We start from the raw sequence: 22,767 nt of genomic DNA on the forward strand, positions 1-22,767 counted from the left end.
GCGGTCCCCCTTACATGCGGCCGCTCAGGTAATCGTCATGGACGGCATCCGAGATGCTGCCGATCTCGGCGATGAACCATGTCAGGAATTCGTGCAGGCCTTCGTCGAAGATGGCGTCGATATCGCGGGACATCAGCGCATCCAGCGTCACCCGCGCGCGGGCCGAGGCGGTGGCCGGCACACCTTCGCCATAGCGGCGGGTCAGGCCATCCAGGTTCCAGACCGCCTCGTAAAGCGAGGTCAGCAGCGACCGTGGGCTTTCGCCGTTCAGGATCAGGAAATCCGCAACCTTGTTTGCCGTGATCTCTCCGCCATAGGCCCAGTGAAAGGCGCGATGGGCCGACAGCGCGCGCAGGATCACCTGCCACTGGTAATTGTCCAAACCCGAGCCGATGAACTCGACCCGCGGCAGCAACACGTAATATTTCACGTCGAGCAGGCGAGAGGTCGCGTCGGCGCGTTCCAGCGAATAGCCCAGATTGATGAAATGCCAGCCGTCATTGCGCAACTGGCTGGCATTGATCGCGCCCCTGACCGTCGCCCCGTGACGGGTGGTGAAATCGGTCAGCATGGCGGTATCCAGCTCGCCCCGCGGGCGCCCCTTCAACTGGCGCAACTCTTGAAAGGCGGTGTTCAGCGCGTCCCAGACCTGGTTCGTCAACGCGGTGCGCACGATCCGGCCACCTTCCCGCGCCCGTTCGATGCACGAGGCGACCGAGGCGGGATTCTCGCTGTCGAAGAACAGCCAGGATTCGACGTTCTCCTGATTGATGGCGCTGCCATAGCGTTCGGCAAAGGTCAGCCTTGCGCCCGAGGCGCGCAGCAGCGACTCCCATTCGTTGCGATAGCCTTCCTCGGTATTCGGCAACAAGGTGATGCGCGCCCCCACGTCCAGCAGGCGGGCGGCGGTTTCGGCGCGTTCCAGGTGGCGGCCCATCCAGAACAGGTTGGCGGCGGTGCGGCTGAGCATGTGCGACCTTTCCTTATTCCGTCAGAACCCAGGTGTCCTTGACCCCGCCGCCCTGCGACGAGTTCACGACAAGCGAGCCTTCGCGCAATGCCACGCGCGTCAGCCCGCCCGGCACCAGCTCGACCCGGTCCCCGCACAGGCAGAACGGCCTCAGATCGACATGCCGGGGCGCGATGCCCTGATCGACAAATGTCGGGCTTGTGGACAAGGCCAGCGTCGGCTGGGCGATGTAATTGCCGGGATTGGCGCGGATCAGGGCGGCAAAGGCCTCGATCTCGGCGGCAGTGGCCTTCGGGCCGATCAGCATCCCGTACCCGCCCGAACCATGCACCTCCTTGACCACAAGATCCTTGAGGTTCTCCATGACATAGCGGTAATCGTCATCCTTCCACAGCGTCCAGGTCTGGACGTTCTGCAAAAGCGGCTCCTCGCCCAGATAGAAGCGGATCATTTCGGGGACGAAGGTATAGACTGCCTTGTCATCGGCGACGCCCGCCCCCGGCGCCGATGCGATCGCCACCCCGCCCGAGCGATAGACATCCATCAGCCCCGGCACACCCAGCATCGAATCCTTGCGAAAGCACAGCGGATCCAGAAACGGATCGTCGATGCGGCGATAGATGACATCGACCCGTTTCGGCCCCTGCGTCGTGCGCATGTAGACAAAGCCGCCATCGACGAACAGGTCGCTGCCTTCGACCAGCTCGACCCCCATCAGGTTCGCAAGGAAGCTGTGCTCGTAATAGGCGCTGTTGAAATGGCCCGGTGTCAGGATCACGACCGTCGGCGTCCCTTCGCATTTCGCCGGCGCGACCGAGGCAAGCGTGCGGCGCAGCAGTTCGGGATAGCGGTCCACCGGTTCGATCCGGTTGTTGCGGAACAGCGCCGGGAACATGCGCATCATGATCTCACGGTTTTCCAGCATGTAGCTGACTCCCGAAGGCGTGCGGCAATTGTCCTCGAGCACGAAGAATTCGTCGCGCCCGGTGCGCACGATGTCGATGCCCACGATATGGGAAAAGACGCCGCGCGGCGGCACGAAGCCGACCACGGATTTCTCATAGGCCGCGTTCTGGAACACCAGTTGTGCCGGAATCCGGCCCGCGCGCACGATTTCGGCACGGGAATAGACGTCGCGCAGAAAGGCGTTCAGCGCCCGCGCCCGCTGCTTGATCCCGCGTTCCAACCGGCGCCATTCGCTTTGCATGAAGACGCGCGGCATCATGTCGAACGGGATCAGCCGGTCGGGATCGCCGCCCTCGCCATAGACGGCGAAGGTGATGCCGATCCGGCGGAACAGGGCCTCGGCCTCGGCCTGCTTCATCTGGCGGATCTCGGCGGGCATCGAGTCGACCCAGTCCGACAGCATGGCATAGGGGGCGCGCACCTGCCCGCTTTCCATCATCTCGTTGTAATACATGCCCACCCCGGCTTCCCTCACCACTGCCCACGATCTTCGCAATCGGGCGGTCGGTGTCCATCTGGGCAACAGGAATTGCCCCTGTCGAGTTCCCGGCTGGCGCGCTGGACAGCATGGATGACCAAAAAAGCGGCAATTCCTCCGCAACCCCGGATCGCGTCGGATCGGTGGCATTTATGAAAAATGCCGCGCGGAAAGCCGGGGCGCGCGTCCCGCTGAGACCCCGCCGCTAAGCCTGCGCTAAGGATTTCCCCCTATGACCTTGCAGGACGAAAGCGCCAAGGGGACCAAGATGCAGCTAAGCCTGATGCCGCGGGATGACGGGTTGACGATCCGTGTCGATGAAAAGCGCCTGGATGCCGCGATTGCGACGGCGTTCAAGGACAAGGTGCGCACGCTTGCCACACATGGCGGCACACAGGTCACGCTGGACCTGACGCCGGTCGAGTTCATGGACAGCTCCGGTCTTGGGGCGGTCATCGCCATCTTCAAGGCGATGCCGTCGGGGCGCAGTCTGGTGCTGTCGGGACTGTCGCCGAATGTCGAACGCGTATTCCGCCTGACCCGGATGGACAAGGTGATGACGATCATTCCCGCCGCGACCGCCGTCTCCTCCGCGGTTCCGTCCTGCGGCACCGATCCCGCATGATGATGTCCTGCCCGCGGCCCTGTCTTTTTCCGACCCGCCATGGCCCCGCCGGACACGCCCCCGTTTTGCATCGCAGCTTCCGCGCGGATCCGGCGACGGTGCGAAAGGCGTTGCTTCTCCTGCGTGAAAGGTTCGATGGCAGCGTCGGGGACGAGGTCATCGGCCGTCTGGAACTGGCCTTGGCCGAGATCCTGAACAACATCTGTCAGCATGGCGCGCCGCAAGAGATCGGATCGCCCGGCGCGCGCCCGCGCTCTCCGCTGGTGCAGCTTTGCATCGTGGGCCACGGCGGCGGCATCGCCTGCGCGGTCAGCGACGACGGCGTGCCGCTGCCCCCGGACTGTCTTGGACCGCGCTGCCTGCCCGCCGGTATCGGCAGCACCTTGCCCGAGGGCGGTTTCGGCTGGTTTCTGGTTCACGAGCTGACGGCCTCGCTGCGCTATTCCCGCGAGGGCGAGCGCAACTTCCTAGCCTTCATCGTGCCCTTGCCGGACGCCCTGACGCCGGATGCGGAACCCGCAGCCGATCGGCCCGTGCAGTGACGCGGTACCGGCCTCAGTTCAGGCCGAATTGCAGGGGATAGCGGCCATCCTCGAACTCGCCGAACATCTCGTCGACCTCGGGATGCTCCAGCGGTTCGCCCGACACGTCAGGCATCAGGTTCTGTTCCGAGACATAGGCGACGTAATAGGTCGCCTCGGTTTCTGCATACAGATGATAGAAGGGCTGGTTGCGCGACGGGCGGGAATCCTCGGGGATGGATTCATACCATTCCTCGGTATTGGCGAATTCGGGGTCGACATCGAACACCACACCGCGGAACGGATGTTCCCGGTGGCGCACGATCTGCCCCAAGCTGTATTTCGCCGTCTTGGCCGGAATCCGCATCGTCATATTCCCGTTTCGCCGCGCTCATAGCGCGATGGACCGCCTGTGTCCACCTAAGCCCGCCCCGCGCCCGTGGAAGAGAAGGCCGCCCCGCTTTGCGCGGGAATGGCAAACGCTTTGCACTTTTTCCGGCCCGCAAGCAGTTTCAATGATTTGGCGCGCAACGCCCCGGCAGAGACCTGCCCCGATCGTGGAAACCCTCCGCGGCCAAACTGTCACAAACCTGGTTCCCCGCGTCCGGCGCGGCTCTGGCCGCGATCAGGCCAACAGGGTTTCGCGATGGACCGGCACGCGACCCGAGTCGATCAGCAGCTCAGGCTGTCCGCCATCAAGCACAACCACGCTCAGCGGGCCGCCATAGGCTGCGCCGGTGTCGATCGCCAGGCGGTTCCCGTAATGTGTGACCTGCTCGACGACGGTATGGCCATGCACGACAAGGGTGCCGTGATCGGTGGTGTCGTCCAGGAACCCCTTGCGGATCCAGACAAGGTCATGCTCGCTCTGCTGCTCCAGCGGTACGCCGGGCCGGATCCCGGCATGGACGATCAGCGCGCCTGGCAACACTTGCCACAACGGCAGGGCGTCCAGCCAGCGCAGATGCTCTGCCGGAACCTCGCGCAGGACATCGGCCAGGATCTCGGCATGGCTGCGCCCGTCCCGCGCGATCCCATACGAGGCCAGCGTCGCCGCCGCGCCGAGGTTGTCGTGATCCAGCCAGTGCCGCCCCGAAGCCAGCCCCGGATCGATCCATTCCGGATCGGCAACGAAACGCGGCAGGAAACGGTCGTGATTGCCCTTGAGGATCCTCCAGGGCTGCCCGTCCTGCTGGCCCCGCATCAGATAGTCGACGACGCCACGCGAATCCGGTCCCCGGTCGATCAGGTCACCGACATGGATGACCTGCCCTCCGCCGCCATGCACCGCATCATCATGTGCGATCCGGTCATGCGCGGCCTTCAGCAGACCAAGCTGGCCGTGGATGTCGCCGATGACATAGCTGCGCATGGGGCCTCCGAAAATGATGACGCCCCCGGAAACTATCCCGGGGGCGGTCGGGTGCAAGTCCGATCAGATCTCGAAATTGATCGGACGGACCTGCAGGAACTTGCCGGTAGCGCGCAGCGCCTCGATCGCCTCGGGCTTCAGCTCTTCGTCAAGATACAGGATCGCGATCGCGTCATCACCGGCCTTGGTCCGGCCCAGGGTAAAGTTCGCGATGTTGACGCCCAGATCGCCCAGCGTCATCCCCAGCGCACCGATCACGCCCGGAACGTCCTTGTTGCGGGTATACAGCATGTGCTGGCCGATCTCGGCATCGACATTGATCCCACGGATCTGGATGAAGCGCGGCTTGCCATCGCTGAAGACGGTACCCGCAATCGAACGCTCGCGCGACTCGGTGACGACGGTGACCTTGATATAGCCGTCGAAGATGCCGCCCTTGCCCTGCGTCGTCGTCGCGACCTGCACGCCGCGCTCGGCGGCCATGACCGGGGCCGAGACCATGTTCACGTCCGGGTTCGTGGCCTTCATCACGCCCGAGATCACCGCCGCGTTCAGCGCCTTCAGGTTCATCTCGGCGGCGACGCCATCATACAGCACGTTGATCGCCTTGATCGGCTCATCCGTCATCTGACCGATAAAGGCACCCAGATGCCCGGCCAGCTTGATCCACGGCCCCATGACCGCGGCTTCCTCGGCAGTGACCGACGGCATGTTCAGCGCGTTCTGGACCGCGCCGGTCAGCAGGTAATCCGCCATCTGCTCGGCGACCTGCAGGGCGACATTCTCCTGCGCCTCGTTGGTCGATGCGCCCAGATGCGGCGTCACGACGACATTGGGAAGGTTGAACAGCGGGCTGTCGGTCGCCGGTTCGGTCGCGAAGACGTCCAGCGCGGCGCCCGCGACGTGGCCCGATTTCAGCAGTTCGGCCAGCGCCTCCTCGTCGATCAACCCGCCGCGCGCGGCATTGACGATACGCACGCCCTTCTTGGTCTTGGCCAGATTCTCGCGCGACAGGATGTTGCGGGTCTTGTCGGTCAGCGGAACGTGCAGGGTGATGAAGTCGGCCTTGGCCAGCAGTTCGTCCAGCTCGACCTTCTTCACGCCCAGTTCCAGCGCGCGCTCTTCCGACAGGAAGGGGTCATAGGCCAGCACCTTCATGCGCAGGCCAAGCGCCCGGTCGATCACGATCGAGCCGATATTCCCCGCGCCGATGATGCCCAGCGTCTTGTTGAAGACCTCGACGCCCATGAAGCGGTTCTTCTCCCACTTCCCGGCATGGGTCGAGGCGCTGGCCTCGGGCAATTGCCGCGCCACGGCGAACATCAGTGCGATGGCGTGCTCGGCGGTGGTGACGCTGTTGCCGAAGGGCGTGTTCATGACGATCACGCCTTTTTTCGAGGCGGCGGGAATCTCGACATTGTCGACCCCGATCCCGGCGCGGCCGATGACCTTCAGGTTGGTCGCCTGCTCAAGCAGCTTCGCCGTCACCTTGGTGGCCGAACGGATGGCAAGGCCGTCATACTGGCCGATGATCTCGGCCAGCTTTTCCTTGTCCTTGCCGACATCCGGCAGGTAGTCCACGTCGACGCCGCGATCGCGGAAGATCTGGACGGCGGTTTCCGAAAGCTTGTCTGAAACAAGAACCTTGGGCATCTCTATATCCTCTGGATATGCAGGGGCCGTGCGGGTGCCTCTTCGGCCCCGCCCATGCCTTTCATCGTTTCACAAATACCCCGGGGGGTGCGGGGGGCAGCGCCCCCCGTCCTGGGATCAGGCCTCGACCGCCTGCGCCGCGATCTCCGCCTCGAAGGCGTATTCGATCCAGGGCATCAGCGCGGCCACGTCGGCGGTCTCGACGGTCGAGCCGCACCAGATGCGCAGCCCGGCCGGCGCGTCGCGATATGCGCCCGCATCCAGCGCCACGCCCTCTTTCTCCAGACGCTTGGCGACGGCCTTGGCAAAGGCGGCGCCGTCCTGGATGCGCGGATCGGTGAACTTCAGGCAGACCGAAGTGGTCGAGGCCGTGGCCGGGACCTCGGCCAGGTCGGCGATCCAGTCCTTGTCAGCGATGAAATCGCGGATCGCGGCGGCATTTGCATTCGCGCGGTCTTCCAGCGCCTTGCGACCGCCCAGCGATTGCGCCCATTTCAGCGCGACCAGGTAATCCTCGACACACAACATCGACGGCGTATTGATCGTCTCGCCCTTGAAGATGCCCTCGATCAGCTTGCCGCCCTTGGTCATGCGGAAAATCTTGGGCAGGGGCCATGCCGGAACATGGCTTTCCAGACGCTCGACGGCGCGGGGCGACAGGATCAGGACGCCGTGCCCGCCTTCGCCCCCCAGAACCTTCTGCCAGCTGAAGGTCACGACATCCAGCTTGTCGAAGGGCAGGTCCATCGCGAACGCGGCCGAGGTCGCGTCGCAGATGGTTAGGCCAGCGCGGTCCGCCGGGATCTTGTCGCCATTCGGGACGCGCACGCCCGAGGTGGTGCCGTTCCAGGTAAAGACGACATCCTTGTCGAAATCCACCTCGGCGAAGTCGACGATCTGTCCATAGGGTGCCTTGCGGACGGTGGCGTCCAGCTTCAGCTGCTTCACCACGTCGGTGACCCAGCCTTCGCCAAAGCTTTCCCAGGCCAGCATCTCGACGCCGCGTGCGCCCAGAAGCGACCACAGCGCCATCTCGACGGCCCCGGTATCCGAGGCGGGAACGATGCCGATGCGGTAATCTGCAGGAACGCCAAGGACCTCGCGGGTCAGGTCGATGGCTTCGGCAAGCTTGGACTTGCCGATCGCGGCACGGTGCGAGCGGCCAAGAGGCGCGTCAGCGAGCATGTCCAGCGAAAAATTGGGGATCTTGGCGCAAGGGCCCGACGAGAAGCGCGGATTGGCCGGCCGCGCGGCCGGAGCAGTGATGCTCATATGTGTAGCCTTCCAGCTATTTAGCGCCGCGTTGGGGCGGCGTGTCCCACGGACGGCCATATATCCCGGCCCTGATTCAGGCAAGAATTATTTCGCGGGTGCCCATCTGGAATTTCCTTGCTCGGGGCGATTGAAGCGCGGGGCGGCTTTGGCTAGTGCTGCCCGCGACCCCAGCGCGCGCCCCGGAGCCCACCGATGTTCACCGTCACCGTCCTTGCCGCCCCGAAACGAGCCGACCTTCGCCCCGAGCTGCTCGACCAGCTGCGCCGCGACTGGCAGGGCGGGCACACGATCTGGCTGAACCACGGAATCGCTGCGGAATTTCCGGTCGAGACCCCGCCCGCGGATTTCTGGCAGGTTTGGGAAAGCCTTCAGGAAAAAGGCTTCGACCTTGCCATCCAGCCGACCGCGGGGCGGCGCAAGTCGGTGCTGCTGGCCGACATGGATTCGACCATGATCCAGCAGGAATGCATTGACGAGCTGGCCGATTTCGCGGGCGTTGGCGAGCGCGTCGCCGCGATCACCGCCCGCGCCATGAATGGCGAACTGAACTTTCACGAGGCGCTGGTCGCCCGCGTCGGCCTGCTGTCCGGACTTTCCGAATCGGCGATTGGCGAGGTGCTGGACAGCCGCATCACCCTTGCCCCCGGCGGCAAGGAACTGGTCGCGACGATGCGGGCGCAGGGTGCCTATACGGCGCTGGTCTCGGGCGGATTCACGGTCTTTACCGGCCCGGTTGCCGCGGCGCTCGGCTTTGACGAACATCGCGCGAATGAGCTTTTGGCCGATCAGGGCGTGCTTCTGGGCACCGTCGCCCTGCCCGTCCTTGGCCGCGAGGCCAAGGTCGAGGCACTTGAGGAAATCACCGCCTTCCGCGGGCTGACCCCGGCGGATGCCATTGCCGTCGGAGACGGGGCGAATGACCTCGGCATGCTGAAACGTGCCGGAACGGGGGTCGCACTGCACGCCAAGCCCGTCGTCGCGGCCGAGGTCGACCTGCGCATCAACCACGCCGACCTGACCGCGCTGCTGTATCTGCAGGGCTATGCGATCGAAGAGTTCGTGGCCTAGGCAGCCGCGCTTCCCCGGCGTCATCCGGGCATATTCGGCATGCCTTCCGCCTTCACGAACTTGCGAACTTGGCGCATCGGTGACAGAAGCAAGACATGAAACTCCGCTTCAAAGCCCTGTCCGTCCACCTGCTGACTGCCACCGGCGCCGTGCTGTCGATGCTGGCGCTGCTGGCTGCCGTCAGCGCCGAATGGTCGCAGATGTTCTTCTGGCTCGTCATCGCCCTGATCGTCGACGGCGTCGATGGCCCGCTGGCGCGACGCTACAACGTCAAGGTCAACTGGCCGACCTATGACGGGGTCCTGATGGACCTCATCATCGACTATCTGACCTATGTGTTCATCCCGGCCTATGCGCTGTTCATGTCTGGCCTGCTGCCGGGCTGGACCGGCTGGATCGCGATCATCGCCATCACCTATGGCAGCGTGATCTATTTCGCGGACACGCGGATGAAGACCAAGGACTATTCCTTTGCCGGCTTTCCGGCCTGCTGGAACATGGTCGTGCTGGTGCTGTTCGCGCTGAAGCCGAATTTCTGGGTGATCCTGTTCGTCGTGGTCGCGCTGACCTTCACGATGTTCACGAACGTCAAGTTCATCCACCCCGTCCGGACCAGGCGTTGGCGCGCGATCTCGCTGCCGGTGACGGCGGCATGGGTCGCCTTCGCGGTCTGGGCGGTGCTGGTCGACTTCCACTCGGAAAGCTTTGCGCGCTGGGGCCTGCTTGTGACCTCGATCTGGCTGACCTGCGCGGGCTTCCTGCAGCAACTGACCGAGAAGCGGGCTTGATCCTTTCCGATTTTGGCTGAAAAGCTGGCCCCGACGCGAGCCGGGACCGGAGGAAACATGCCCAGGAAATTCTTGCAGGCCGCGGCTTTGGCCGCATTGACCGCGACGCCCGCGCTGGCCGCGCAGGACGCGATCACGCTGGGCATGGTGCTTGAGCCGCCAAATCTCGACCCGACCGGGGGCGCGGCGGCTGCCATCGACGAGGTCGTCTATGCCAATATCTTCGAGGGTCTGACCCGCATCGCGCCGGATGGCAGCGTCATCCCGGGCCTCGCCTCGGGCTGGGACGCCGAGGATGGCGGCAAAGCTTATCTGTTCCATCTGCGGCCCGGCGTCACCTTCCATGACGGCACCGCGTTCGACGCACAGGACGTGATCTTTTCGCTGGACCGCGCGCGGGCGCCCGACAGCACCAATGCGCAAAAGACCCTGTTCGAAGGCATCGACAAGGTCGAGGCGGTGGATCCGCAAACCGTCCGCGTGACGCTGAAGGCCCCGGACGGCGGCTTCCCCTACAAGATGGCCTGGGGCGATGCGGTCATGGTCGATCAGGACAGCATCGCCGACATCGCCACGCACCCCGTCGGCACCGGCCCGTTCCGCTTTGGCGAATGGGCGCAGGGCGACCACATCACGCTGGTCGCGAACGATGCCTATTGGGGCGAAAAACCCGCGCTGACCTCGGCCACCTTCCGCTTCATCCCCGATCCCTCGGCCGCCTTCGCGGCGATGATGGCCGGTGATCTCGACGCCTTCCCGATCTATCCCGCGCCTGAGACGCTGGCCCAGCTTCAGGCCGATCCCCGCTTCAAGGTCCTGGTCGGCACCACCGAGGGCGAGACGATCCTGGCCATGAACCACAAGAACCCCGCGCTGGCCGATGTCAAAGTGCGCGAGGCGATCGCCCATGCCCTGAATCGGAAAGAGATCATCGACGGTGCCATGTTCGGCTATGGCACGCCGATCGGCACCCATTTCGCGCCGCATAACCCCGATTACACGGACCTGACCGAGCTTTCGCAGTTCGATCCCGAACGCTCTCGCGCGCTTCTTGCCGAGGCAGGCGTCAAGGATCTGACCCTGCGGCTGGCGCTTCCCCCCACCCCCTATGCGCGCCGCGGTGGAGAAATTGTCGCGGCCGAACTGCGTGCGGTGGGCATCCAGACCCAGATCACCAACATGGAATGGGCCCAATGGCTCGAACAGGTGTTCAAGAACGCCGATTACGACCTGACCATCATCAGCCATGTCGAGCCGATGGATATCGGCATCTATGGGCGCAAGGGGTATTACTTCAACTACAGCAACCCCGCCTTCAACGACATGATGACCCAGCTTGATGCCGCGACCGATCCGGCCCAGCGCTCTGCCCTGCTCAAGCAGGCGCAAGAGATCATCGCCCGGGATTATGCCAATGCCTTTATCTTCCAGTTGCCGAAGATCGGCGTCGCCAAGGCCGAAATCCAGGGTCTGTGGGAAAACGCCCCCATGCCCGCGAACGACCTGAGCCAGGTGCGCTGGGGCGAATAGGTCGCGCCCACCGCATCTTCACCGTTTTTCAAATACCCATGCGGCGCTGCCCCCGGGCGGCGCCGTTTCAGTTCTTCAGGACGATGCAGCGCCCCCCGAAGGTGCGCAGGCGGGTGCAGAAGGCAAATGCCTCGGTCTTCGAGGAGTAGCCGATCTGGGCCGTATAGACCTTGCGCGGCCCGCCCGAGACCTTGCGCCGCACATAGCTGACGCGCTTGCCCCCCAGGATCGGGCGCAGCGTCTTGTTCAGGCGCGAGACCTGGTTCGTGACGCCCGACTGGCTGACATGGGTGGCCACGATCACGCCCCAGGGCCAGGGATGTTCGGGCGTGCGGAACTCACGCAGCTTGCGGCTTGCGGCCAGATCGACACAGGCGGCCAGGAAGGGACGTTCCTTGTCCAACCGCAGGTCCGTCTTCTGCGCGGGGCTGTCGCGCCAGCTGACGGCGGTCAGGCCGGTAATCGCCTGGACGTAATCCTGCGTCTCCCACGGCAGGCCACCGCCTTCCGAGATGAAGCGCGCCGCGCGGTTCTCGCCGCCGTTATAGGCCACCGCGGCCAGCCCGACATTGCCAAACCCGTCCGTCAGCGACCGCAGGTAACGGGCCGAGGCCGCGATCGCCTTGGCTGGGTTGAACGGATCGTCCAGCCCGACCATCTCGGCGGTGCCGGGCATGAACTGCGCGATCCCCATCGCGCCCACCGGACTGACGGCGCCCGGCTCGAACAGGCTTTCCTTCCACAGGAGACGGGCGAAAAAATGCGGGTCCAGCCCATTCTGTCCGGCCGCACGTTCGATCACCGTGCAGACATCGGGAATGTAATTCGCGACCGAGATGCAATAGCGCCCGTCATCGGTGCAGCGCGATTTCGGCGAGACGCTGCGCGGGGCGCGCTCACCATGAACCGCATCAACCGCCTCATAGGCGGACGCGGGGGACAGGGCCAGAACGGCCAGGAACCCAAGAACCAGACGACGCATAGGCGGTCTACTCGCAAGAACGCTGCGTTTGGGCAATAGCAATTCCCCGACCCGCTGGAAACGGGTCTTGGGCCATCGACGCTGCAAAGGATGGCGTCACTGTGTCTTTGCGGCCTTGTCCGCCTTGGCCCCCTTGCCGGGCTTGCCGTCCTTGCGAGCCTCTTTCTTCAGCTTGGCCTTTTTGCCGGGGGGCAGGCTCTGTTCCTTCAAAGCCAGTTTCTCGGCCTTGATCTGCGCGCGTTCAAGGGCCTTCGCGGTCTTGCGTTCTTCCCGTTCGGCGGCCTTCACGCGCTTCTTCTCGGCCCGCTCTGCCTCCTTGCGGAGCTTGGCTTCGGCGCGCTCGGCCTTGCCGGGCTTGGCCTCGACGGGTGGCGCCTCGGCCGCGGGGGCCGTGTCTTCCTGCTCGACGCTTCTTTCGCGCTTTTCCGCCGCGGCGCGACGGATCGCCTGGGCCAGGGCCTTTTGCATCCCGACGTCGGTTTCCTGCGCCTTCATCATGCGCAGGTCGCGCAGCAACGCAGCAAGCGCCCGGTTTTCAAGCGCGCGCAGGGCGGCGGGCTGGGTCTGTTCGACCATCTCGTCCAGATCGCGGGAATGGGTCACGCTGTCTTCGGGATTCCGGGCCATTCCAGGCTCCTTCCTGTCGTTCCTGCCTGCCGCAAACTGCCATGACCTTCGGGGCTTCGCCACAAAAAATACCCCGCCCTTTCGGGGCGGGGTGCAAAGCTGCCGATCGGCCGGGACCGTTACGGCTTGGGCGTGTCGGCCGTCGCGGATGCGGTGGTCACGGTCGGCGTCGCGGGTTCAAGATAGCCGTTCGGCATTTGGACCAGCGGCCCTTCAAGCTGTTCGCTTTCGCCCCGCGAACGAACCTTAACATGGGTTCCGGTCGGGATTTCGCCGAACAGGTCCATGACATCCTGGTTGAACATGCGGATGCAGCCAGCCGAAGTCGCCTTTCCGATCGACGACGGGTCCATCGTGCCGTGGATGCGGTACAGCGTGTCGCGCCCACCCTTGTAGAGATAGAAGGCGCGCGACCCCAGCGGGTTATCGATACCGCCCGGCAGGCCGTTGCGCAGCGGGCCGTAAAGGTCGGGCATGGTGCGGACCATGTTCGACGTCGGCGTCCAGCTGGGCCATGCCTGCTTGCGGTTGATGGTGGCATTGCCGGCGAAGTTCTTGCCCGCCTGGCCCACGGCCACGCCATAGCGCATCGCCTCGCCCGGCGCGATCACGTGATACAGGAAGCGTGCATAGGGATCGACCACGATGGTCCCGGGCGCTTCGGGTCCGTTATAGGCAACGCGCTGGCGCGTGTTACGCTCGGTCAGATAGGCATTGCGGACGGCGTGGATCTCGATCGGTTCTCCCCCCGGGCCGCTATCGGTGCGGGCACCATAAACGCCGGAACCCACGGAAGAGGTAGTGCCGGTCGGGGTCGTGGGCGCACAGGCAGCAAGGCCAAGCCCCATCGCCAGCATCAGCGAGGCTAGTCGCATCTGAGTTTCCCTTTGTAACGCGGCTGCGTACAGGCTCGCAGCCAAGGCAGCATTCAAGTCGTCAAATCGCGGAAGCCACCGAGCAGAGGCGGCTGCGACTCGCGCTAACTACAAAAATCCTCTGCGGGCGTAATGCGTCAAGGGCAAGCCTTTGTGATCAGGGGAATCAAACCGGAACTGTTGCCGAATGGCTTGGAAAAGACGGTGTTACGGCCCTTTCCTGAATTCCGATGGAACCATGCGCGGGAAAGCCCGTTGTTACGCCAACCGCGCGACGCAAAATCGCCGGTCGGAACGACAAGGGACCCAAAGATGACTGTCACGGCCTTAATCATCACGTTGCTGATCGGCGCAATCGCCGGCTGGCTCGCAGGGCTGATCGTCAAGGGGCATGGACAAGACCTGCTGACCAATATCGTCGTCGGCATCGTCGGCGCGATCATCGCCAGCTTCCTGTTCCCCGCGCTTGGCCTTGGAATGAGCATAGCCAGTCCGATCCTCGGCTCGATCATCTTCGCCACCATCGGCGCGGTGATCCTGCTGGTGATCCTGCGACTGATCAGACGCGCTTGAGGGCGCCAGGCCTCCTCCCTCGGGAGGAGGCCGACGAACAGCGCCCCTCCGATGCCCGGCCCGGAGGGGCAATGTCCGTTGCAGCGCGTTGCATCACCGCAAATGGCGTCGAGGCGCCACTCGGGGCTTGACCGATTGCGTCGCATCCGTCAGCCGATCGCCATGTTTCATGATCGCGATCGGCCTGCACATGTTGCATGCATGCGGCACGCACCGGGCCGGACAATCGTTGACCGTCCCGTGCCCCCGTTTCAGGCGTTGGCGGGGCTGAGCTTGCCCGATTCCCGGCTTTTCGTGCCTTTGACGTAGCGGGCATAGCCCAGGTCGTCCGCCTCGATCTCGGGGCCACGTCCTGAAATCAGGTCCGCCAGCACCCGGCCCGACCCTGCCGACATGGTCCAGCCCAACGTGCCGTGACCGGTGTTCAGGTAAAGGTTCGGGATCGGCGTCGCACCGACGATGGGCGTGCCATCCGGCGTCATCGGCCGCAGACCGGTCCAGAACTCGGCCTTGGCCGGGTCTCCGGCGCCGCCGAACAGCTCGGTTACCGACTTCGTCAGGGTTGCGCGGCGCCGATCGTTCAGGCTGAGGTCATAGCCCGCGATCTCGGCCAGGCCGCCCACACGGATGCGGTCGCCAAGACGGGTGATCGCAACCTTGTAGGTTTCGTCCATGACGGTCGAAACCGGGGCGCGGCCCTCATCCTCGATCGGGATGGTCAGCGAATACCCCTTGAGCGGATAGATCGGCAGCTTCAGCCCCAGGTGCCGGACAAGCTGCGGCGAATGCGGCCCAAGCGCCAGCACATAGCGGTCCGCAGTCAGGCGACCCTTGTCGGTGCGAACGCCCGTGATCCGGCCACCCTCGGCCTCAAGCGCGTCGATCGAGACGCCCCAGCGGAAGGTCACGCCCAGCGCCTCGGCCATGCGGGTCAGGTTGTTGGTGAACTTGAAGCAGTCGCCGGTCTGGTCGCCCGGCAGGCGCAGCCCGCCCACGATCCGGTCGGCCGAGGAGGCAAGCCCCGGTTCCGCCGCGACGCAGCCAGCGCGGTCCAGAACCTCGAACGGGACGCCGTCGGCCTTCAGGACCTCGATATCCTTGCTGGCGCCATCCATCTGCTCCTGCTTGCGAAAGACCTGCAGCGTGCCCTGACTGCGCTCGTCGAAACGGATGCCGGTTTCGGCGCGCAGGTCGTCCAGGCAATCGCGGCTGTATTCGGCGATGCGGACCATGCGGCTTTTGTTCACGGCATAGGCGGCGCTGGTGCAGTTCGCCAGCATCTTTGCCATCCAGCCCAGCCGCTGCATGTCCAGCCGCGGCTGCAGGACCAGCGGCGCGTGGCGCTGGAACATCCATTTCAGCGCCTTGAGCGGAATTCCCGGCGCCGCCCAGGGCGAGGAATAGCCGGGCGAAATCTCGCCCGCATTGGCGAAGCTGGTTTCCAGCGCGGGCCCGGGCTGGCGGTCGATGACCGTCACCTCATGACCCGCCTTGGCCAGATACCAAGCCGAGGTGACCCCGATTACGCCTGCTCCAAGAACAATGACCTTCATCTTCGTGCGCCTTTGAGAAGAGATTGCGCAAAGACTAGCGCAGCGCCCGGAAATGAAATCCCGATCTTGGCCGTTCCATACCAGATTCGCGCATGTTTATTCGAAATTTTTGCGCGTTCCCGGTTAAATCTGCGCCTATTCTTCAAATAGGCGGATGATATGCCCAGAATGGCATGGGGGAAACTCGCCGATGATCGCCCGGCGGGAGTTGCCGCCCCCCGGCACCCTGCCTAAGCTGTGGCGCGAAGCACAGGTAACACCGGCCCATGCCCGCACAGACCCAAAAAAGCGCATTTGCACCCTTCCGCCACGGCGATTTCCGCCTTCTTTGGTCAGCGACGCTGATCTCGAACTTCGGGGGGCTGGTGCAATCCGTCGGCGCCGCCTGGATGATGACCCAACTGACCGATTCGCCAACGCTGATCGCGCTGGTACAGGCCTCGAACACACTGCCGATCATGCTGTTCGCGCTCGCCTCGGGCGCGCTTGCGGACAATTTCGACCGCCGGACCCTGCTGCTGGGGGCGCAGCTGTTCATGGCCAGCGTCTCGTTGGTGCTCGCGGTGCTGACCTGGCAGGGCCTGATGACGCCGCTGCTGCTGCTTTCGCTGACCTTCCTGATCGGTGTCGGACAGGCGCTGTACAACCCACCCTGGCAGGCCAGCATGGGCGATCTTGTCCCGCGCGAGGATCTGCCCGCGGCGGTGACGCTGAACTCGGTCGGGTTCAACATGATGCGCAGCGTGGGACCTGCCGTGGGCGGCATCATCACCGCGGCCTTTGGCGCGGCGGCCGCCTTTGCCGTGAACGCTGCAAGCTATATCCCGCTTTTGGGCGCGCTTCTCAGATGGCACCCCCGGACGCCCGAGCGGCTGATCTCGCGCGAACCCTTCCTCTCGGCAGTTGGCGCCGGATTGCGCTATGTCGCGCTGTCGCCAAATCTCATGCGGGTGCTGTCGCGTGGGGCACTGTTCGGCTTCGCGGCCATCGCGATCCTTGCCCTGCTGCCCCTTGTGGCGAAGCAGCACCCCGAGGGCGGATCGCTGCTTTTCGGCCTGCTTCTGGGCTGCTACGGGCTGGGTGCGATTATCGGCGCGGTTCTCAACCCGCGCATCCGCGACCGTTTCAGCAATGAAAGCATAGTCCGCCTCGCCTTTGTCGGTTTCGCCATCGCGGCGCTGGTGCTGGCATTGACGCAGCCCGTCTGGCTGCATGCGCTGGCCATGCTGCCCGCAGGGGCAAGCTGGGTGCTTGCCCTTTCGCTTTTCAACGTCTCGGTCCAGCTTTCGACGCCGCGCTGGGTCGTGGCCCGCGCATTGGCGCTTTACCAGACGGCGACCTTCGGCGGCATGGCGCTTGGCAGCTGGGTCTGGGGCGAGATCGCATCCAATCAAGGTATCAATGTCGCGCTGGCCTGTGCGGCGATCCCCCTGCTGTTCGGGGCCGTCGTGGGCTACTGGTTCCGTCAGCCGGAATTCGGCACGCTCGACCTGGACCCCGTGAACAGCTTCCGAGAGCCGAAGCTGAAGCTGGACCTGCGCGGTCGGTCGGGGCCGATCATGGTTCTGATCGACTATCAAATCGACCAGAAGGACGTGCCCGACTTCTTGAAGCTGATGGCGCGGAGACGCGACATCCGGCGCCGGGACGGGGCGCGAAACTGGGCGCTGCTGCGCGATCTGGAACATCCCGAGCAATGGTCGGAAAGCTATCACATCGCGACCTGGGACGAATATGTCCGCCACAACCTGCGCCGCACCAAGGCCGATTTCGAAAGCTATGAGGCGCTGCACAAGATGCATCGAGGCGATACCCCGCCCGTGGTGCACCGCATGATCGAACGGCACAGCGTGGACGCCAGCGACGACCTGCCCCTGATCGGCAAGCTGGAATTGCCTCAATAGCCAAGGAAGCCGTTGCAGCGGAAGGCTTTACCGAATCCCGGACGCCGTTTAGTTTCGCGGCATGCACCGCTTTGTCCTTCGCCGCATGATCGTCCTGTGCCTCAGCCTTGCTGTGGCCTCGGCGGCGATTTTCGGGGTGGTCGAACTGGTGCCGGGCGATCCGGCCAGCTTCATGCTGGGAACCGGCGCGCAGCCCGAAACCGTGGCCGCCTTGCGTGACCAACTGGGTTTGGACCTGCCCTGGGCGCTGCGCTATGCCCATTGGCTGGGCGGCGTGCTGACCGGCGATCTGGGCCACAGCTTCACCTACAAGACGCCGGTGGCCGGGATGATCCTGGATCGGTTGCAGGTCTCGCTGCCGCTTGCACTGATCGCACTGGCGCTGTCAGTCGTAATTGCGCTGCCCGTCGGGCTGTTCGCGGCGTCGCGCCAGGGTCGCGCCGGGGACGGCGTGACGATGGGGATCACGCAGATCGGCATCTCGCTGCCGAATTTCTGGTTCGCGATGCTGCTGGTCCTGCTGTTCGCGGTCCGGCTGCGGCTGCTGCCCGCAGGCGGATTTCCGGGCTGGGGACATCCCGTGGCGGCGCTGAAGGCGCTGATCCTGCCATCGATCGCGCTGGCCTTGCCGCAGGCGGCGATCCTTGCGCGCGTCCTGCGCTCGGCCCTGGTCGAGACGATGGGGCAGGATTACATCCGCACCGCGCGCGCCAAGGGGCTGAGCCGGGGACAGGCGCTGCGCCGCCACGCGCTGCGCAACGCGTTGATCCCGGTGCTGACGATCCTGGGAATGCAATTCTCGTTCCTTCTGGCCGGGGCCATCATCATCGAGAACGTGTTCTATCTGCCCGGCCTGGGGCGGCTGATCTTTCAGGCGATCACCCAGCGCGACCTGATCGTCGTGCAGGGCGCGGTGCTGGTGCTGGTCGCGGCGGTCATTCTTGTCACCTTCCTGGTCGACCTGGCCTATGCCGCCGTGGATCCAAGGTTGCGCCGCAAATGAGATTGTCCCTGATCCTGGGCGCGTTACTGGCGGGGCTGGCGGTCCTGATGGCGGGTCTTTCCTTCCTGTGGACGCCGGGCGATGTGCTGCAACTGGACGTCGCCGCCAAGCTGCAACCGCCCTCGGCCGCGCATTGGCTGGGAACCGACCATCTGGGCCGGGACATGATGTCGATGATCATGGTGGGCGCGCGCACCTCGATCGCGGTCGCGCTGGTCGCGGTCGGAATCGGCATGGGACTGGGCGTGCCGCTGGGGCTGACCGCCGCAGCGCGCCCCGGCAGCTGGCTGGATGAGATCATCATGCGCGGCAACGACCTGATCTTTGCCTTTCCCAGCCTGGTCATCGCGATCCTGATCACTGCGGCACTGGGGCCTTCGGCTCTGAACGCGATCATCGCGATCGGCATCTTCAATATCCCGGTCTTTGCCCGCGTCACGCGTGGCTCGGCGCTGCCGCTTTGGACGCTGGATTACCCCCGTGCGGCGCGGGTGGCGGGCAAGGGCACGGCGCGGATCAGCCTGCAGCATATCCTGCCCAATGTCGCCAGCGTGCTGATCGTGCAGGGCACCATCCAGTTCAGCCTTGGCATCCTGGCCGAGGCGGGCCTGTCCTATGTCGGGCTGGGCGCGCAGCCTCCGACGCCCAGCTGGGGCCGGATGCTGGCCGATGCGCAGACGATGATCTCGCTTGCGCCGCATGTGGCGATCGTGCCGGGCCTTGCCATCGTGCTGACGGTGCTGGGGCTGAACCTTCTGGGCGACGGGTTGCGCGATGCGCTGGATCCCAGATTGCGCGGCACCCGATGATCGAGGTCGGCGAACTGAACGTCACGCTGGGCGGCCTGCAGCTGCTGCATGGCGTGAGCCTGCGACTTGAGCCGGGACAGATCACCGCGCTGGTCGGCGAAAGCGGCTCGGGCAAATCGCTGACCGCGCTTGCGATCATCGGCCTGCTGCCCGAAGGGATGAAGGCCGAGGGGCGGGTGGATCTGGACGGAACCAACCTGTTGCCCTTGCCCGAACGCCAGATGTGCCGCATCCGCGGCAAGCGCATCGGCATGATCTTTCAGGAGCCGATGACGGCGCTGAACCCGCTAATGACAATTGGCGATCAGGTGGCCGAGGTGCTGCGCCAGCATGGCGGCATGTCCCGCCGCGATGCGCTGCAACGCGCGCGGGAACGCCTGGACCGGGTGGGTCTGTCCGCCGACCGCTTTCCCCTGTCGCTTTACCCGCACGAGCTGTCCGGCGGGCAAAGGCAGCGTGTCGCCATTGCCTTGGCCATCGCGGAACGGCCCGACCTGCTGATCGCGGACGAACCGACGACCGCGCTGGACGTGACGACCCAGGCCCAGATCTTCGATTTGCTCAAAGGGCTGGTCCGGGACGAAGGAATGTCGCTTCTGCTGATCACCCACGACCTGTCCGTCGTGGCTGGCCTGGCCGATCAGGTCGCGGTCATGCAGCGCGGCATCGTGGTCGAACAGGCACCGGCCAACCGCATTTTTGCCCGTCCCGCGCATGGCTATACCCGCGAATTGCTGGCGGCCGCCGATTACCGGCCCCGACTGGTTCTGACCGATCCCGACGCGCCGGTTCTGCTGAAGGTCGAAAACCTGGTGCGGACCTATCCCGCGCGCCACCAGCGTGACCGCGTGCGCGCACTCGACGATGTCAGCCTTGCCATCCGTGAACGCGAGGCCGTGGGTCTCGTCGGCGAATCCGGCTGCGGCAAGTCGACCCTGACCCGCGCAATCCTGGGCCTAGATCCTATTCAGGCCGGGCAAATCACGCTGAACGGCCAGCAGGTCCGCGCCGATGGCCGGATGCCGCGCCCGCTGCGCGCGCGCATCCAGGCAGTTTTTCAGGATCCCTTCGGCAGCTTCGATCCGCGCTGGCGCGTCGAACATCTGGTGGCCGAGCCGTTCCACCTGACCGGTCGGCCCCCGGACTGGCGCGACCGCGTGGCCGAGGCGCTTTACGATGTCGGCATTACCGGCGATGCGATGCGCCGGCATATCCACGAATTTTCGGGCGGCCAGCGGCAAAGAATCGCGCTGGCCCGCGCCCTGATCATCCGGCCCAGCCTGATCGTGCTGGACGAGGCGGTCAGCGCGCTGGACGTCCGCGTGCGTGCACAGGTGCTGGAGCTTCTGGCCCGGCTGCGGGTGCGTCACGGGCTGGCCTATCTGTTCATCAGCCACGACCTGTCCGTGGTGCGTCAGGTCACCGACCGCGTGCTGATCATGCGCGAGGGGAAGATCGTCGAATGCGGTCCGACCGCGCGCGTATTCGATACGCCGGAGCATCCCTATACGCGCGAATTGCTTGCGGCGACGCCGCGCCTGCCCCGGACCTGCGACAAAACCGCGCGAGTCTAGGCACGCCGGGTTGCGGAATCCGGACTTAGTCCTTACCTGCTGCGGACTTCGAAGGAACAGGAGCTCGGGCATGAGCGTTACGAGCAAGCGCGCCGTTTCGGCACCGATCATGGGCAGGACCGAATCCGCCGCCGAGAAATTGATTTCCGCCTCGCTTTCCGCGCAGGCCGGGCTTGTTGGACATGATGCCACGCGGGTGATTCCCGCGGTGGCCGAATCACCTATTCCCGTCCTGGCCCCCCGAAACCGGACCCCGGACCCGCGCAGCACGCGCGCCCGAACCCGCCTTCAGCGCGACTGACGACAGCCGGGGCACGGGCCCATCATCGGGCTACCCCGCCCATCTGTCGCAATTTTGTCATATATTTGAACGGACAGCGCTGACGAGTTTACCCAGGACTGAAAAAAACAACAGGCCCCGCTTGCCGCGAGGCCTGCTGCTCCTCCCCCTTCATGGCGACCAAGCCTCCCCGAATGGTCGCCCAGGTATTCCGTTGTGGCCTAGGCGTTGATCAGCTCCGCCTGCCGCACGATCATTTGTGCCTGACGAATTGACGCGATGTCAACCAGTCTACCCTTGTATACAGTGGCACCGGCACCGGTTTTCCGGGCTTCGTCCATCGCGACCAGAATCTCGCGCGCCTCGGCCACCACCTTTTCGCTGGGCGTGAACACCTCGTTCGCCAGCGCGACCTGCCGGGGGTGGATCGCCCATTTCCCGACCATGCCCAGCGTGGCAGAGCGCAGAGCCTGCGCGCGGAACCCGTCATCATCGCTGAAATCGCCGAAGGGACCGTCCACGGGCAGGATGCCATGCGTGCGGCAGGCCGCCACGATCGCCGCCTGCGCCCAATGCCAGGGATCCGACCAGTGCTTTTGCCCTTCGTGCAGCATGTAGTAGTTTTCTTGCGTCCCCCCGATGCCGGTGGTTGCCATGCCCATGCTGGCTGCGAAATCCGCTGCCCCCAGGCTGATCGCCTGCAAGCGTGGAGACGCGGCGGCAATCTCCTCGACATGCGAGATGCCGGCGGCGGATTCGATGATGACCTCGAACCCGATACGCTTCGTGCGCCCTCTGGCCGCCTCGACCGCGGTCACGAGCGCATCGACGGCATAGATGTCGGCGGCATTGCCGACCTTGGGGATCATGATCTGGTCCAGCCGCTCGGACGCGTTCTCAAGCAGGTCCACGACGTCGCGATACCAGAAGGGCGTGTCGAGCGCGTTGATGCGCACGGACAGGGTCTTGCTGCCCCAGTCCACGTCCCCGATCGCCTCGATGATGTTGCGCCGGGCCTGGGCCTTGTCATCGGGCGCGACCGAATCCTCAAGATCAAGGTTGATCACGTCCGCTGCCGAGGCAGCCATTTTCTCGAACAAGGCGGGGCGCGATCCGGGACCGAAAAGCTGGCAGCGGTTCGGCCGGGCGGGCGGTGCAGGTTGGATGCGAAAGGACATATCACCCCGTCAGCAATGATGTTTCAAACCTTATCGGCAAAGTGATAGATAATTGCTGCGCCTGCATCAAGCCTATTCTGCACCTGCATCGTTCCGAGTTTTGTCCGGCTTGACCCCTGCGCGCTTTAGGCGCAGGACCGCGACATCAAGCCGCTGGGCAAAT

22 protein-coding genes are annotated in these 22,767 nt (G+C 64.8%); 11 read left to right on the forward strand and 11 right to left on the reverse strand.

Annotated features, from left to right (window positions below):
* Positions 1-10: 10 nt before the first annotated feature.
* Positions 11-970, reverse strand: a complete 960-nt coding sequence (locus RM190_RS00940; RefSeq protein WP_311757511.1) for an alpha-E domain-containing protein — start codon at positions 968-970, stop codon at positions 11-13.
* Positions 971-983: 13 nt separating this feature from the next.
* Complete coding sequence (locus RM190_RS00945) at positions 984-2,390, reverse strand: circularly permuted type 2 ATP-grasp protein (RefSeq protein ID WP_311757808.1); 1,407 nt, start codon at positions 2,388-2,390, stop codon at positions 984-986.
* 256 nt (positions 2,391-2,646) lie between these two features.
* On the opposite strand from RM190_RS00945, the gene RM190_RS00950 reads away from it, so the two are divergent.
* Together RM190_RS00950 and RM190_RS00955 are read left to right on the forward strand one after the other, a co-directional pair.
* On the forward strand, positions 2,647-3,039 hold the full coding sequence (locus RM190_RS00950) for an STAS domain-containing protein (RefSeq protein WP_311757512.1): 393 nt from the start codon (positions 2,647-2,649) through the stop codon (positions 3,037-3,039).
* Between the two features lie 2 nt (positions 3,040-3,041).
* The gene (locus RM190_RS00955) at positions 3,042-3,581 is read left to right on the forward strand and encodes an ATP-binding protein (protein WP_311757809.1); all 540 of its coding nucleotides are present in this window, start codon (positions 3,042-3,044) and stop codon (positions 3,579-3,581) included.
* Between the two features lie 13 nt (positions 3,582-3,594).
* Here RM190_RS00955 and hspQ read toward each other — a convergent pair whose 3' ends face one another.
* The 4 genes from hspQ to RM190_RS00975 form a co-directional block, all read right to left on the reverse strand.
* A complete protein-coding gene (hspQ, locus tag RM190_RS00960) occupies positions 3,595-3,927 on the reverse strand; it encodes a heat shock protein HspQ (RefSeq protein WP_311757513.1) in 333 nt (110 codons plus the stop codon).
* A gap of 258 nt (positions 3,928-4,185) precedes the next feature.
* A complete protein-coding gene (locus RM190_RS00965; protein WP_311757514.1) occupies positions 4,186-4,932 on the reverse strand; it encodes a metallophosphoesterase in 747 nt (248 codons plus the stop codon).
* Positions 4,933-4,995: 63 nt separating this feature from the next.
* A complete protein-coding gene (serA, locus tag RM190_RS00970) occupies positions 4,996-6,585 on the reverse strand; it encodes a phosphoglycerate dehydrogenase (RefSeq protein WP_311757515.1) in 1,590 nt (529 codons plus the stop codon).
* 117 nt (positions 6,586-6,702) lie between these two features.
* Positions 6,703-7,857, reverse strand: a complete 1,155-nt coding sequence (locus RM190_RS00975) for a phosphoserine transaminase (protein ID WP_311757516.1) — start codon at positions 7,855-7,857, stop codon at positions 6,703-6,705.
* A gap of 195 nt (positions 7,858-8,052) precedes the next feature.
* Here RM190_RS00975 and serB point away from each other — a divergent pair, with 195 nt between their 5' ends.
* From serB to RM190_RS00990, 3 genes are all read left to right on the forward strand, one after another.
* Positions 8,053-8,928, forward strand: a complete 876-nt coding sequence (serB, locus tag RM190_RS00980; RefSeq protein WP_311757517.1) for a phosphoserine phosphatase SerB — start codon at positions 8,053-8,055, stop codon at positions 8,926-8,928.
* A 95-nt stretch (positions 8,929-9,023) separates the two neighbouring features.
* Entirely contained in the window at positions 9,024-9,716 is a 693-nt protein-coding gene (locus RM190_RS00985) for a CDP-alcohol phosphatidyltransferase family protein (protein ID WP_311757518.1), read from the forward strand.
* Between the two features lie 57 nt (positions 9,717-9,773).
* Positions 9,774-11,246, forward strand: a complete 1,473-nt coding sequence (locus tag RM190_RS00990) for an ABC transporter substrate-binding protein (RefSeq protein WP_311757519.1) — start codon at positions 9,774-9,776, stop codon at positions 11,244-11,246.
* A 67-nt stretch (positions 11,247-11,313) separates the two neighbouring features.
* Here RM190_RS00990 and RM190_RS00995 read toward each other — a convergent pair whose 3' ends face one another.
* From RM190_RS00995 to RM190_RS01005, 3 genes are all read right to left on the reverse strand, one after another.
* Positions 11,314-12,228, reverse strand: a complete 915-nt coding sequence (locus RM190_RS00995) for a lytic transglycosylase domain-containing protein (protein ID WP_311757520.1) — start codon at positions 12,226-12,228, stop codon at positions 11,314-11,316.
* 96 nt (positions 12,229-12,324) lie between these two features.
* Positions 12,325-12,855 carry a hypothetical protein gene (locus RM190_RS01000; protein ID WP_311757521.1) on the reverse strand — a complete coding sequence of 177 codons (531 nt, stop codon included), beginning with the start codon at positions 12,853-12,855 and terminating at the stop codon, positions 12,325-12,327.
* A 119-nt stretch (positions 12,856-12,974) separates the two neighbouring features.
* Positions 12,975-13,730 carry a L,D-transpeptidase gene (locus RM190_RS01005; protein WP_311757522.1) on the reverse strand — a complete coding sequence of 252 codons (756 nt, stop codon included), beginning with the start codon at positions 13,728-13,730 and terminating at the stop codon, positions 12,975-12,977.
* 312 nt (positions 13,731-14,042) lie between these two features.
* On the opposite strand from RM190_RS01005, the gene RM190_RS01010 reads away from it, so the two are divergent.
* On the forward strand, positions 14,043-14,303 hold the full coding sequence (locus RM190_RS01010; RefSeq protein ID WP_311757523.1) for a GlsB/YeaQ/YmgE family stress response membrane protein: 261 nt from the start codon (positions 14,043-14,045) through the stop codon (positions 14,301-14,303).
* Positions 14,304-14,554: 251 nt separating this feature from the next.
* Here RM190_RS01010 and RM190_RS01015 read toward each other — a convergent pair whose 3' ends face one another.
* Entirely contained in the window at positions 14,555-15,880 is a 1,326-nt protein-coding gene (locus RM190_RS01015; protein WP_390907802.1) for a D-amino acid dehydrogenase, read from the reverse strand.
* 242 nt (positions 15,881-16,122) lie between these two features.
* On the opposite strand from RM190_RS01015, the gene RM190_RS01020 reads away from it, so the two are divergent.
* The 5 genes from RM190_RS01020 (at position 16,123) to RM190_RS01040 (ending at position 21,447) form a co-directional block, all read left to right on the forward strand.
* Positions 16,123-17,760: an MFS transporter gene (locus RM190_RS01020; RefSeq protein WP_311757525.1), complete on the forward strand. Its 1,638-nt coding sequence runs from the start codon at positions 16,123-16,125 to the stop codon at positions 17,758-17,760.
* 61 nt (positions 17,761-17,821) lie between these two features.
* Positions 17,822-18,763, forward strand: a complete 942-nt coding sequence (locus tag RM190_RS01025; RefSeq protein WP_311757526.1) for an ABC transporter permease — start codon at positions 17,822-17,824, stop codon at positions 18,761-18,763.
* Positions 18,760-19,572, forward strand: a complete 813-nt coding sequence (locus RM190_RS01030; RefSeq protein WP_311757527.1) for an ABC transporter permease — start codon at positions 18,760-18,762, stop codon at positions 19,570-19,572. Before RM190_RS01025 ends, RM190_RS01030 begins: the two co-directional genes overlap by 4 nt.
* Positions 19,569-21,146 (forward strand): ABC transporter ATP-binding protein, encoded by a 1,578-nt coding sequence (locus RM190_RS01035; RefSeq protein WP_311757528.1) that lies wholly within the window; start codon positions 19,569-19,571, stop codon positions 21,144-21,146. The genes RM190_RS01030 and RM190_RS01035 overlap by 4 nt, the downstream gene beginning before the upstream one ends.
* A 70-nt stretch (positions 21,147-21,216) precedes the next feature.
* Complete coding sequence (locus RM190_RS01040; RefSeq protein WP_311757529.1) at positions 21,217-21,447, forward strand: hypothetical protein; 231 nt, start codon at positions 21,217-21,219, stop codon at positions 21,445-21,447.
* A gap of 200 nt (positions 21,448-21,647) precedes the next feature.
* Here RM190_RS01040 and RM190_RS01045 read toward each other — a convergent pair whose 3' ends face one another.
* On the reverse strand, positions 21,648-22,604 hold the full coding sequence (locus RM190_RS01045; RefSeq protein ID WP_311757530.1) for an L-malyl-CoA/beta-methylmalyl-CoA lyase: 957 nt from the start codon (positions 22,602-22,604) through the stop codon (positions 21,648-21,650).
* Between the last annotated feature and the right edge of the window lie 163 nt (positions 22,605-22,767).

The organism is Paracoccus broussonetiae (genome assembly GCF_031854425.1).
Lineage (GTDB): Bacteria > Pseudomonadota > Alphaproteobacteria > Rhodobacterales > Rhodobacteraceae > Paracoccus > Paracoccus broussonetiae.

Excerpts from the sequence above, each read along its gene's own strand:
- RM190_RS00990 (WP_311757519.1), top strand. The coding sequence starts at position 9,774 with ATGCCCAGGAAATTCTTGCAGGCCGCGGCTTTGGCCGCATTGACCGCG.
- hspQ (WP_311757513.1), bottom strand. The coding sequence starts at position 3,927 with ATGCGGATTCCGGCCAAGACGGCGAAATACAGCTTGGGGCAGATCGTG.
- RM190_RS01045 (WP_311757530.1), bottom strand. The coding sequence starts at position 22,604 with ATGTCCTTTCGCATCCAACCTGCACCGCCCGCCCGGCCGAACCGCTGC.
- RM190_RS00985 (WP_311757518.1), top strand. The coding sequence starts at position 9,024 with ATGAAACTCCGCTTCAAAGCCCTGTCCGTCCACCTGCTGACTGCCACC.
- RM190_RS01020 (WP_311757525.1), top strand. The coding sequence starts at position 16,123 with ATGCCCGCACAGACCCAAAAAAGCGCATTTGCACCCTTCCGCCACGGC.
- RM190_RS01025 (WP_311757526.1), top strand. The coding sequence starts at position 17,822 with ATGCACCGCTTTGTCCTTCGCCGCATGATCGTCCTGTGCCTCAGCCTT.
- serB (WP_311757517.1), top strand. The coding sequence starts at position 8,053 with ATGTTCACCGTCACCGTCCTTGCCGCCCCGAAACGAGCCGACCTTCGC.
- RM190_RS01010 (WP_311757523.1), top strand. The coding sequence starts at position 14,043 with ATGACTGTCACGGCCTTAATCATCACGTTGCTGATCGGCGCAATCGCC.
- RM190_RS00995 (WP_311757520.1), bottom strand. The coding sequence starts at position 12,228 with ATGCGTCGTCTGGTTCTTGGGTTCCTGGCCGTTCTGGCCCTGTCCCCC.
- RM190_RS01030 (WP_311757527.1), top strand. The coding sequence starts at position 18,760 with ATGAGATTGTCCCTGATCCTGGGCGCGTTACTGGCGGGGCTGGCGGTC.
- RM190_RS00950 (WP_311757512.1), top strand. The coding sequence starts at position 2,647 with ATGACCTTGCAGGACGAAAGCGCCAAGGGGACCAAGATGCAGCTAAGC.
- RM190_RS01005 (WP_311757522.1), bottom strand. The coding sequence starts at position 13,730 with ATGCGACTAGCCTCGCTGATGCTGGCGATGGGGCTTGGCCTTGCTGCC.
- RM190_RS00965 (WP_311757514.1), bottom strand. The coding sequence starts at position 4,932 with ATGCGCAGCTATGTCATCGGCGACATCCACGGCCAGCTTGGTCTGCTG.
- RM190_RS01040 (WP_311757529.1), top strand. The coding sequence starts at position 21,217 with ATGAGCGTTACGAGCAAGCGCGCCGTTTCGGCACCGATCATGGGCAGG.
- RM190_RS00955 (WP_311757809.1), top strand. The coding sequence starts at position 3,042 with ATGTCCTGCCCGCGGCCCTGTCTTTTTCCGACCCGCCATGGCCCCGCC.
- RM190_RS01035 (WP_311757528.1), top strand. The coding sequence starts at position 19,569 with ATGATCGAGGTCGGCGAACTGAACGTCACGCTGGGCGGCCTGCAGCTG.
- RM190_RS00940 (WP_311757511.1), bottom strand. The coding sequence starts at position 970 with ATGCTCAGCCGCACCGCCGCCAACCTGTTCTGGATGGGCCGCCACCTG.
- serA (WP_311757515.1), bottom strand. The coding sequence starts at position 6,585 with ATGCCCAAGGTTCTTGTTTCAGACAAGCTTTCGGAAACCGCCGTCCAG.
- RM190_RS01000 (WP_311757521.1), bottom strand. The coding sequence starts at position 12,855 with ATGGCCCGGAATCCCGAAGACAGCGTGACCCATTCCCGCGATCTGGAC.
- RM190_RS00945 (WP_311757808.1), bottom strand. The coding sequence starts at position 2,390 with ATGTATTACAACGAGATGATGGAAAGCGGGCAGGTGCGCGCCCCCTAT.
- RM190_RS00975 (WP_311757516.1), bottom strand. The coding sequence starts at position 7,857 with ATGAGCATCACTGCTCCGGCCGCGCGGCCGGCCAATCCGCGCTTCTCG.